Source organism: Kitasatospora sp. NPDC056783 (assembly GCF_042789895.1).
GTDB lineage: Bacteria > Actinomycetota > Actinomycetes > Streptomycetales > Streptomycetaceae > Kitasatospora.
This window is the reverse complement of the sequence record NZ_JBHUAF010000062.1, coordinates 20,318-30,691: the sequence shown is the minus strand read 5'-3', so window position 1 is coordinate 30,691 and position 10,374 is coordinate 20,318. Positions and strand designations below refer to the sequence as shown.

The following is a 10,374-nucleotide window of genomic DNA, read 5'->3' as shown; positions in this document are numbered from 1 at the left end:
GAGGAGGAAACGGACCTCCTCGGCCGCCGCAGCGGTCCGGAGCGCCCGGCTCAGTGGATGATGCCGGTGCGCAGCGCGACCGCGACCATCCCGGCCCGGTCGCCGGTGCCCAGCTTGCGGGCGATCCGGGCGAGGTGGCTCTTCACGGTGAGCGCCGACAGGCCCATCGCCACGCCGATCGCCTTGTTGGACTGTCCCTCGGCGACCAGCCGCAGCACCTCGACCTCGCGGCCGGAGAGCTCGCGGTAGGCGGCCTGCTGCGCGCCCGGCGCACCGGGTGCTCCGGGGGCGCCCGGCGCACCGGCCGCGCCCGGCATGCCCGGCATCCCGGGGCGGCGCATCCGGCCGGCCAGTCCGGCGGCGCCGAGCGGCAGGCCCGGGCGGCCCGGCATCGCGACGTTCGTCCGGGTCCCGGTCACCACATAGCCCTTGACGCCGCCGGCCAGGGCGCTGCGCACCGCGCCGATGTCGTCGGCGGCGGACAGGGCGAGGCCGTTGGGCCAGCCCGCGGCGCGGGTCTCGGCGAGGATGGTCAGCCCGGAGCCGTCCGGCAGGTGCACATCGGCGACGCAGATGTCGCGGGGAGTGGAGACCCGGGGGCGGGCCTCGGCGATCGAGGACACTTCGATCACGTCCCGGACACCGAGTGCCCACAGGTGGCGGGTGACGGTGTTGCGGACACGGGGATCGGCGATGACCACCATGGCGGTGGGCTTGGTCGGCCGGTAGGCGACCACGTTTGCGGGGTGCTCAAGAAGGACCGACACCAGGCCTCCTGCGGGGAGTGGCGGACGGAACCCCGAGGGGGCGGTCGGAGTGTTCCGCGTTCGGAAAGGGTCACAGTGTGCTTCGGCAGCAACCGTGCCCGGCTTTAGCGAAAGATCACGATCTAGTGAGTAACAATACGGACAAATCGCGCAAATGATTGACGCGACATGCCTGCTATTCGCACAAAATCGATCAGATTCGATGCCGATCGGTCGGTATCGACCGGTGAATTGACGCAGAGCGGGGCCTGAAGTCACACTCCGTCAGCTCTGGGGCGCGCCTGTCAGCCCTGGGGGTGGCGTACCGGTCCCCGAGTGCCATCGGGGCCGGACACCACTCGTCAGTGCGACCGAGGGCGTCGCCGGGCCGGCATCGGAACCACTCCACCGAGTGACGGAACCTCGGTCGGGCCCTGCGCGGCCGGGGCGACCGGGGGCAGACCGGCGCTGATGCACAGCAGGTCCGCCCAGGCGCCCAGGTGCCGTTCGAAGCGGCCGTCGGCCGGGGTCCAGGAGGCCCGGATCTCTACCTCGGTCGAGGACGGGCGGTCCGCCAGGCCGCCGAAGTACTGGGAGGAGGCCAGGGTCACCGTGCCCGACGGCTCCGCGTACCCGGCCCCGTGCGCCTGCAAGGAGTCCAGCAGCCACGCCCAGCCCACCTCGGAGAGCATCGGGTCGCCGGCCATCTCGGGCTCCAGCTCGGCCCGGGTCATCGTGACCACCCGGAACTCCCCGTTCCAGGCCTCCTGCCCGGCCGGGTCGTACAGCAGCACCAGCCGCCCGTCCGCCAGCTCCTCGCCGTCCACCTCGACCGAGGCGGTCACCGCGAACGAGTATGGGGCCAGCCGACGCGGCGCCGGCGCGGGGGAGAGCTGCACCTCGGGCCGCAACCGGGCCCCGTCCAAAGCCGCCACGGCCGCCCGGAACTCGCTCGGCGCCCCCTCGCGACCCGCTCCGCCACCTGCTCCGCCACCCTGTGAGGGGTGCCCTCCGACCGCTGCCATGACCCGAAGACTAGGTCGAAGAACGGGGTTATCGCCGCAACTTCTCTCCCAGCGGCGTGCCGGAACGGCAAACCCGGACAGATCTTGGAGGAACCCACGAGACCGGCCGGGAAGCCGGGCCCGGCACCCGTGCGAAGATTTGACCCGTGAGCGAGACAACGGCAGACACGACGGCGGCCACGCACCACGGCCCGACCACCCCCGCGCGCCGCGGCGCCGCGTACGACTCCGCGTTCCTGCGCGCCTGCCGGCACGAGCCGGTGCCGCACACGCCGGTGTGGTTCATGCGTCAGGCCGGCCGCTCACTGCCCGAGTACCTGAAGGTCCGCGAGGGCATCCCCATGCTGGAGTCCTGCATGCGGCCCGAGCTGGTCAAGGAGATCACCCTCCAGCCGGTGCGCCGGCACAAGGTGGACGCGGCGATCTTCTTCAGCGACATCGTGGTGCCGCTCAAGGCGGTCGGCATCGACGTCGACATCAAGGCCGGCATCGGCCCGGTCATCGCCGACCCGATCCGCACCGCCGAGGACCTCAAGCGGCTGCGCCCGCTGGAGCCGGACGACGTCCCCTACATCACCGAGGCCGTCGGCCTGCTGGTGGACGAGCTCGGCGAGACCCCGCTGATCGGCTTCGCCGGCGCGCCGTACACGCTGGCCAGCTACCTGGTCGAGGGCGGGCCGTCGAAGAACCACGAGAACACCAAGGCCATGATGTACGGGCAGCCCGAGCTGTGGGCCGCCCTGGTGGACCGGCTCGCGGACATCACCTCGGCCTTCCTGAAGGTGCAGATCGAGGCCGGCGCCTCGGCGGTCCAGCTGTTCGACTCCTGGGTCGGCGCGCTCGCTCCGGACGACTACCGGCGCTCGGTGATGCCGGCCAGCGCCAAGGTCTTCGACTCCGTCGCCCACTACGGGGTGCCGCGGATCCACTTCGGCGTCGGCACCGGGGAACTGCTCGGCCTGATGGGCCAGGCCGGCGCGGACATCGTCGGGGTCGACTGGCGGGTGCCGCTGAACGTCGCCGCCGAGCGGGTCGGCCAGGGCAAGGGCCTGCAGGGCAACCTCGACCCGGCGGTGCTGTACGCGCCCACCAAGGTCGTGGAGACCAAGGCCCGCGAGGTGCTGCACGCCGCCCAGGCGCTCGGCACCAGCGGCCACATCTTCAACCTCGGCCACGGCGTGATGCCGTCCATGGACCCGGACGCGCTCAGCCGCCTGGTGGCCTTCGTCCACGAGGCCAGCGCGCGCTGACCCCGCGGCGGTGGCCCCCGGCTCCGGGGGCCACTACCCGGCCGTGACCTCGATCCCGGCCCGGCGCAGCAGCGCCGCCGTCACCCCGTCGCCGGGGCGCAGCTCCCCGGTGAACGTTCCGTCGTACACCTGCCCGCAGCCGCAGGACGGGCTGCGCGCCATCAGCACCGCCCGCCGGGCCCCCGCCTCCTCGGCGGCGGCGAGCGCCGCCCGGGCGCCGGCCAGGAACTCCCCGGTGCGGTCGGCCCCGGTCGCGTCCACCACCCGGGCCCGCCCGTCCAACACGTCCGCGCCGTCCCCGCCCACGATCTCGGCCGGCGGCCGCGGCGTCGGCAACCCGCCGGCCCCCTCCGGGCACACCACCACGGCCCGCCCCTCCTCGACCAGCCGCACGGCCGCGTCCGCGGTCTTCGCCCGCCCGTCGTACCGACAGGGAATCCCGGCCAGACACGCACTCACCACGATCGGTTCCATAGCACACAGATTAGGCGGAGGGCCCGGAAGCCACCGGAGTCGCTATCTTGAGGGCATGAGCGAGCTGCCGGACTGGATGTACGCGCCCAGAGACGAGGGCTGGTTTGCCGACGACCTCGACCACCTGCCGCAGGCGCCGCGGCACACCGAACTGATCGACGGAGCACTGGTCTTCATGACGGTCCCGCAGCGTTCCTTTCATGGCAGGGTCGTGCGGAACCTGACCGCTGCGCTCGACGCACTGGTGCCGGGCGGGATGGTGGTCGAGGACCAGATGACGGTCAAGCTTGACCGATGGAACCGACCGGAGCCGGACGTAGTGGTTGCCTCGGCGGTCTACGACACGGACCGAACCTGGTACGCCGTGGCCGACGTGGCACTTGTTGTCGAGGTCGTCTCGCCGGAGTCCGCACACCGTGACCGTACGGTCAAGGTCCGCAAGTACGCCGAAGCCGGTATCCCGCACTACTGGATCGTCGAGGAGGAACAGGGCCTGCCGGTCGTGCACGTCTTCGAGTTGGAAGCGACGATGTCCTCCTACGCGCCGGCCGGGATCTTCCGCGGCAAACTCGAACGCCCGGTGCCGTTCCCGATCACGATCGATCTGGACGGGCTGGTGCCGAGCGGCAGGCGTGCAGGGGATTGAGGCTTCGGCCGTAAGACCTGCGAGACTGCGGAGCATGTCGGATGCACGGGTCGTCGTCGTCGGTGGTGGGATCGCGGGGCTGGCCGCGGCCGCTTTCCTGAGTGGGGTCGCCGGGGGGCCGGCGCGGGCCCGGGTGACGGTGCTGGAGGCGTCCGGGCGGGTCGGCGGCAAGCTGTGGGGCGGCGAGGTCGGCGGGGTCCGGGTGGACCTCGGGGCCGAGTCGGTGCTCGCCCGGCGGCCGGAAGCGGTGGAACTGGCGCGGGCGGTCGGGCTGGGCGAGGAACTGGAGCCGCCGACCACCGCGAAGGCGGCGATCTGGACCCGCGGTGCGCTGCGGCCGCTGCCCGGCGGCCAGGTGATGGGCGTCCCCGGTGACCTGGAGGCGCTGGCCGCCACCGGGGTGCTGACCGGCGAGGGGCTGGAGCGGGCCCGGCACGAGGAGCCCGCCGAGATCGGCGAGGACGTCGCGATCGGCCGCTACGTCGCCGACCGGCTCGGCCGGGAAGTGGTGGACCGGCTGGTCGAGCCGCTGCTCGGCGGCGTCTACGCCGGCCGCGCCGACGAGATCTCGCTGCGCGCCGCCGTGCCGCAGCTGCTGCCGATCGCGCGCGGCGGAGGCTCGCTGGTCGAGGGGGTGCACGAGCTGGCCTCCCGGCCGAAGGTGGTCGGCACCCCGGTGTTCCAGGGACTGCGGGGCGGCCTCGGCACCCTGCCCGGGGCGGTCGCCGCGGCCTGCGTCCGGGCGGGCGTGGACCTGCGCACCGACGCCCCGGTGGACGAGCTGCGCCGCACCCCCGACGGCTGGCGGGTGGTGACCGGCGGTGAGGTGCTGCACGCGGACGCCGTGGTGCTGGCCGTCCCGGCCCCCGCCGCGGCCCGGCTGCTGCGCGAGGACGCCCCGGCCGCCGCCACCGAGCTGGACGGCGTCGAGTACGCGGGCATGGCCCTGGTGACCCTGGCCTTCCGCCGCTCCGACCTGGCCGCGCCGCCGAGCGGCAGCGGCTTCCTGGTGCCACCGGTGGACGGCCGGCGGATCAAGGCCTCGACCTTCTCCTCCAACAAGTGGGGCTGGCTGGAGCGTTCCGCGCCGGACGCGTTCCTGCTGCGCACCTCGCTGGGCCGGCACCGCGAGGAGGAGGCCCTGGGGCTGCCCGACGAGGAACTGGTGGCACGGTCGCTGGCGGACCTGGAGGAGGCGATCGGGCTGACCGCCCGGCCGTACGACACCTTCGTCTCCCGTTTCGAGGCCGGTCTGCCCCAGTACCCGGTGGGGCACCTGGACCGGGTGGCCCGGGTGCGGGCGGCGGCCGGGCGGGTGGGCGCGCTGGCGCTGTGCGGCGCCGCGTACGACGGGGTGGGCGTTCCGGCGTGCATCGGTTCGGCGGCGGCCGCCGTCGCGGCCATCGACAGACTGTTGACCCCGGCGACCGGGGAAGGTTCCACGGAGAGGACAATGGACAAATGACTGAGAGCGTTGAGCGGGAGTCGGAGCAGCAGCCCGAGAAGAAGAAGGCACGCGACCTGAACCAGGTCATCCGCTACACCATGTGGTCGGTGTTCAAGCTCAAGGGCGCCCTGCCCGAGGACCGCACCGCCCTGGCCACCGAGGTGGAGGAGCTGTTCGAGCAGCTGGCCGCCAAGGACGTGACCGTGCGCGGTACGTACGACGTCTCCGGACTGCGCGCGGACGCCGACATCCTGGTCTGGTGGCACGCCGCGGACTCGGACGACCTCCAGGAGGCGTACAACCGCTTCCGCCGTACCGGCCTCGGCCGGCTGCTGGAGCCGGTCTGGTCGAACATGGCGCTGCACCGCCCGGCCGAGTTCAACAAGTCGCACATCCCGGCGTTCCTGGCCGACGAGCGCCCGCGCGACTACGTCTGCGTGTACCCGTTCGTCCGCTCCTACGAGTGGTACCTGCTGCCGGACGCCGAGCGGCGCGCGATGCTCGCCGAGCACGGCCAGATGGCGCGCGGCTACCCGGACGTGCGGGCCAACACGGTGGCCTCGTTCGCGCTCGGCGACTACGAGTGGGTGCTCGCCTTCGAGGCGGACGAGCTGCACCGGATCGTCGACCTGATGCGCGACCTGCGCCCCTCCCGGGCCCGGCTGCACGTCCGCGAGGAGGTGCCGTTCTTCACCGGCCGCCGCAAGCCGGTCAGCGAGCTGCTGGGCGGCCTGGTCTGAGCGACCGGGCGATGCCGTACCGGAGGCCGGTTCCCCACGGGGGAGCCGGCCTCCGGCTCTTCCGGGGGCCCTACGGCCGGGGCCCTACGGCCGGGGGCCGGCGAACTCGCGCAGCACGTCCGTGTAGTGGGTGCCGAAGTCGACCCGGGTGATGTCGCGGAGGCGGTACTCGGCCGGCTCCGGGTGCCGGCGGGCCTCGGTGTCGACCTCGTGCAGCCGCAGCGTGCGGGGGCGCAGCCCGGTGACCGTCCCGACCCGGAGCACGCCCGGATCGATCAGCTCGGCGTGCAGCTCGAGCAGGCCGTACGCCGCGGAGGCGGCGGCGAGCAGGCCGGCGTGGTCGTCCAGCGGCAGGTCGGCGCCGGGAGGGCGGACCGGCCACAGGCCGCGGCGGCTCAGCGACCGTACGGTCAGGCACTCCTCGCCGCCCTCGTCGCGGACCTTGTGCAGGGCGTGGGTGTGGACGGCCGTCCAGCCGTCGAGCCGGTGGTCGGCGCACCTGGCGAGCAGGGTCCAGACCGGGCCGGTGCCGAGGACGAAGCCCTCCAGCCGGTCCGCGCCGGGGATGGTGCGGCGCAGCCGGACGAGCCGTCCTTCGGCCCGGGCCCGGTCGAGTACCTTGTGGTGCCGCTTGTCCATGGGGGGAGTCTGCCCTGGTCAGCGGGGTGGCCGCAGCCGGATTTCAGCCCCGGTGCGGGCGCAGGGCGGCGCGCAGGCGGGCGTCGGGGAGGACGGCCGGGCCGTTCATCGCGACGGCGGTGAGCAACTCGCGCTCCTCGTCGTCGGCGAGGCCGCGCTGGCGGGCCGGGCGGACCTCGCGCAGCACCTCCTGGCCGACCGGGGAGGCCCAGCGGGTGTACGGGTAGACGTCGACCCGGGCCATCAGCAGGGTGCCCGAGGTGAGCACCAGCGGCAGCGAGAACCAGGCGATCGGGGCGATGGTGTCACCGCCGGTGAAGCCGCTGAGGGCCACCGAGGCGGCCAGCAGCACCAGCGACAGCAGCATCGCGTGCCGGACCTGGCGGACCACCACCACGGTGTCACGCTGCACCGGGGCCGGGGTGGCCAAGCCCGCCAGGGCGAGCCGGGCGCCGATCTCCAGCACGTTGGGGTGCTCGGCCATCGCCCGGCGCAGCCCGTCGGTGCGGCACTGGCCCCCGGGGCCGACGGTGGCGATGACCGCCCGCTCCAGGCGGCTGCGGCCCTTGGGGTCGACCACGGTGGTCCAGCCGGTGTGGGCCAGGTGCAGGCGTCCTCGGCCGGCCATCAGGACGAGCGCGAGCTCGGTCACCCGGTCCGGGCCGCCGGCCAGGTAGGCGGTCTCGTAGAGGCCGATGCCGACGGCTTCGGGCGGCCGCAGGCCGGCCTGCTCGGCCAGGGCGTCGGCGGTGGCGGTCATCCGGATCAGTCGCAGGCACGACAGGACCGCCGCGACACAGGCCGGGATGAGGAACAGCAACCACATGGGCTTGTTGTATGCCTGCGCCGATGGCGCGCGGAACGAGTTCCCGGTTCGCGATACCGAACTGTGACGTCCGGCCGGGGTGTTGGCGCGGTCAGGAGCCGCAGCCGCCGCCGCAGCTGGAGCCGCAACTGGAGGAGGACGAGGAGCCGCAGCTGGAGGACGAAGAGGACCCGCAGCTGGACGAGGACGAGCCGCAGCCGGACGACGAGGACGAGGACCCGCAGCTTGACGAACCGCAGCCGGATCCGGAGGAGCCGGAGTCCGAGGAGCCGCACCAGGAGGCGGAGCCGCCGTCGGAACCGGAGGAGCACGAGGACGACGACGAGGACGACGAGGACGACGTGGCGGCGCCCGCGGCGGTGGTCTGCCGTACGGCCTCCTCCTCGGCCGTCGCGGCCAGCATCGCCGCCTCCAGCTCCTGGTCGCCCAGCCCGGCGGCGGCCAGCCCGCCGAGCGCCAGCGCGCCCAGCAGCGCGCCGCCGGCCAGCCGGGGCGACACCCCGGCGTTGGGCTTCCACGGCGAGCCCTGCATCAGGGAGAGCTGGCGCTGCCCGGCCGGGGTGATGCGGCCCTTGACCGTCGGGGTGGCGAGCAGCGAGGCGAAGCCGGAGAGCAGCAGCAGGCCCGGGATCCAGAGGTTGGGGCGCTCGCGGCCGGCGACGCCGTCGTCGAGCAGTTCGGCGGCCACCGCGGAGGCCGCCACCACGAGCAGCGCGAGCCAGAGCAGCCGACGGGCGGTGCGGGCCCGCCGCAGCCGCTCGGGGCGGCGCAGCAGGCCGCGGTCGGCGAGCCGGTCGCCGATCTCCTGGACGGCGGCGGAGCGCATCACCGTGCGGCGCAGCGGGGCGAGTTGGCGGCTCCCGGTGGGGCCGACGGCGGCCTGGACGGCCTGGTCGACGGCGTCGTACGGCTTGGCGCCGGTCAGCGTGACCAGGCCCGAGCGGCTGATCACGGCCTGCTCGCTCATGTGCATCCGGACCAGGGCGGTGTCGAACACCCGCCCGGGACCGCCGGAGAGGAACGCGGCGTCGAGCAGCGGCAGGCCGCGGCCGGGCAGGCCCTTGGCGTACGGGACCTGGCCGACGTGCTGCCGGGTCCGCCAGGCGTACAGGGCGGCGGCCGCCAGCAGGACGGCCGGGACGGTGAAGTAGGCGTTGTGCCACATGGGCGGTTCCCCCGGGGTGGTGGTGCGTCAGGGCGTGTCAACGGTGGCCGGCGGCCGGCGGCGCAGGGCCCGGCCCAGGCGCGCGAGCGGGCCGGGCGGCTGTACGGGTGCCGGGTGGAGCCACTGCTCCAGCGCCCGGCGGTGGTCGGCGGCGAGCGGGCCGCCGTCGGTGAGCGCCCACTGGGCGAAGGCGCGGGCGTCGGCGTGGTAGCCGTCGGTCTGCGGGTGGGAGCGGGCGTAGCCGAGGAAGAGCGGACCGTACCGCTCCCCGAGGGCGCGGGGCAGGTCGGGGGCCACCTTGGCGGTGGTGTCCCGCCGCTTGGCGGCCAGGCCGGCGGACTGGGCGCGGACCTGGCGCGGGTCGAAGCCGGGCGGCACGGGAGCGCCGGCCACCAGGGCGGTCAGCAGCTCCTCCTGGCGCCGGGCCAGGCGCCGGCGGGCGGCGGCGAGGTCCTGGCCGGCGTCCGTCCGGTCAGTGGTCGGGTCCGTGGTCGGGTCCGTGGTCGGGTCGGTGGTCGGGTCCGTCATCGCCGGGTGCTCCCCTCCAGCACCCGGCGGATGGCGTCCAGTTCACCGGCCAGCTCGCTGGGCGGCGGGAAGTTGGCGTCCCGTTCCAGCAGGACGCCGGGCGGGCTGGTCCGCGCGCAGAGTTCGGCCAGCACCTCCAGGACCGGTTCGGTGACGGGGTGGGCGTGGGTGTCGTGCCAGACGCCGTCGACCAGGGCGCCGCCCGCGACGTGGACGTAGGCGAGCGCCTCCAGCGGCAGGCGGTCGAGCTCGGCGGCCGGGTCGGTGCCGAGGTTGACCCGGTTGGTGTGGAGGTTGGCGACGTCGATCAGCAGCCGGACGCCGGTGCGCTCGACCAGCTCGGCGAGGAACTGGCCCTCGGTGAACTCGTCGTCCGGCCAGGCGAGCTGGGCGGCGACGTTCTCCAGTGCGAGCGGCACCGGCAGCCGGTCCTGGGCGATCCGGACGTTCTCGGCGATCACCCGCAGCGAGTCCCGGGTACGGGGGACGGGCAGCAGGTGGCCGGCTTCCAGGCCGCCGGCCCGGACGAACGCCAGGTGCTCGGTGACCAGCGGGGAGCCGAGCGCCAGCGCGGCGTCGGCGAGCCGGGCGAGGCGGCCGGGGTCGGGCAGGTCGGCACCGCCGAGGCCGAGGCCGACGCCGTGCGGCACGACGGTGACGCCGCGCTCGCGCAGCACGGTCAGGGAGTCGGGCAGGTGGTCGGCGCAGATGTTCTCGGCGACCACCTCGACCCAGTCCAGGCCGGGCTGGCGCTCGACCACGGTGTCGATCTCGCCGCGCCAGCCGAGGCCGACGCCCAGCCGGGGCGCGGCGGTTCGGGGCGCGGCGCTTCGGGACGTGGTGTCCCGGGGCGCGGTGGTGTCCAGGGTGGGGGAAGTCATCGGTTCG

At 74.3% G+C, this 10,374-nt stretch carries 10 protein-coding genes and 1 pseudogene; 4 read left to right on the top strand and 7 right to left on the bottom strand.

The window, feature by feature from the left end:
- Positions 1-50: 50 nt before the first annotated feature.
- Positions 51-767 (bottom strand): response regulator transcription factor, encoded by a 717-nt coding sequence (locus tag ACFRMQ_RS12635; RefSeq protein ID WP_316527151.1) that lies wholly within the window; start codon positions 765-767, stop codon positions 51-53.
- 341 nt (positions 768-1,108) lie between these two features.
- On the bottom strand, positions 1,109-1,771 hold the full coding sequence (locus tag ACFRMQ_RS12630) for a DUF3000 domain-containing protein (RefSeq protein WP_380729956.1): 663 nt from the start codon (positions 1,769-1,771) through the stop codon (positions 1,109-1,111).
- 146 nt (positions 1,772-1,917) lie between these two features.
- Here ACFRMQ_RS12630 and hemE point away from each other — a divergent pair, with 146 nt between their 5' ends.
- Positions 1,918-3,021, top strand: a complete 1,104-nt coding sequence (gene hemE, locus ACFRMQ_RS12625) for a uroporphyrinogen decarboxylase (RefSeq protein ID WP_380729954.1) — start codon at positions 1,918-1,920, stop codon at positions 3,019-3,021.
- A gap of 33 nt (positions 3,022-3,054) precedes the next feature.
- Here hemE and ACFRMQ_RS12620 read toward each other — a convergent pair whose 3' ends face one another.
- On the bottom strand, positions 3,055-3,495 hold the full coding sequence (locus tag ACFRMQ_RS12620) for a DUF523 domain-containing protein (RefSeq protein ID WP_380729952.1): 441 nt from the start codon (positions 3,493-3,495) through the stop codon (positions 3,055-3,057).
- Between the two features lie 55 nt (positions 3,496-3,550).
- On the opposite strand from ACFRMQ_RS12620, the gene ACFRMQ_RS12615 reads away from it, so the two are divergent.
- The 3 genes from ACFRMQ_RS12615 to hemQ are packed head-to-tail and all read left to right on the top strand — an operon-like array spanning position 3,551 to position 6,328.
- Positions 3,551-4,141, top strand: a complete 591-nt coding sequence (locus tag ACFRMQ_RS12615) for a Uma2 family endonuclease (RefSeq protein ID WP_380729950.1) — start codon at positions 3,551-3,553, stop codon at positions 4,139-4,141.
- 34 nt (positions 4,142-4,175) lie between these two features.
- Complete coding sequence (gene hemG, locus ACFRMQ_RS12610; RefSeq protein ID WP_380729948.1) at positions 4,176-5,606, top strand: protoporphyrinogen oxidase; 1,431 nt, start codon at positions 4,176-4,178, stop codon at positions 5,604-5,606.
- On the top strand, positions 5,603-6,328 hold the full coding sequence (hemQ, locus tag ACFRMQ_RS12605) for a hydrogen peroxide-dependent heme synthase (protein ID WP_380729946.1): 726 nt from the start codon (positions 5,603-5,605) through the stop codon (positions 6,326-6,328). The genes hemG and hemQ overlap by 4 nt, the downstream gene beginning before the upstream one ends.
- Before the next feature lie 84 nt (positions 6,329-6,412).
- Here the strand turns inward: hemQ and ACFRMQ_RS12600 are convergent, their stop codons facing one another.
- The 4 genes and pseudogenes from ACFRMQ_RS12600 to ACFRMQ_RS12585 all read right to left on the bottom strand — a co-directional run bounded on the left by ACFRMQ_RS12600 (position 6,413) and on the right by ACFRMQ_RS12585 (position 10,367).
- Complete coding sequence (locus ACFRMQ_RS12600; RefSeq protein ID WP_380729944.1) at positions 6,413-6,967, bottom strand: hypothetical protein; 555 nt, start codon at positions 6,965-6,967, stop codon at positions 6,413-6,415.
- Between the two features lie 43 nt (positions 6,968-7,010).
- Positions 7,011-7,793: a TIGR04222 domain-containing membrane protein gene (locus ACFRMQ_RS12595; protein ID WP_380729942.1), complete on the bottom strand. Its 783-nt coding sequence runs from the start codon at positions 7,791-7,793 to the stop codon at positions 7,011-7,013.
- Between the two features lie 91 nt (positions 7,794-7,884).
- Complete coding sequence (locus tag ACFRMQ_RS12590) at positions 7,885-8,958, bottom strand: TIGR04222 domain-containing membrane protein (protein WP_380729940.1); 1,074 nt, start codon at positions 8,956-8,958, stop codon at positions 7,885-7,887.
- Between the two features lie 27 nt (positions 8,959-8,985).
- Positions 8,986-10,367, bottom strand: a pseudogene (locus ACFRMQ_RS12585) (DUF692 domain-containing protein).
- Positions 10,368-10,374 lie beyond the last annotated feature (7 nt).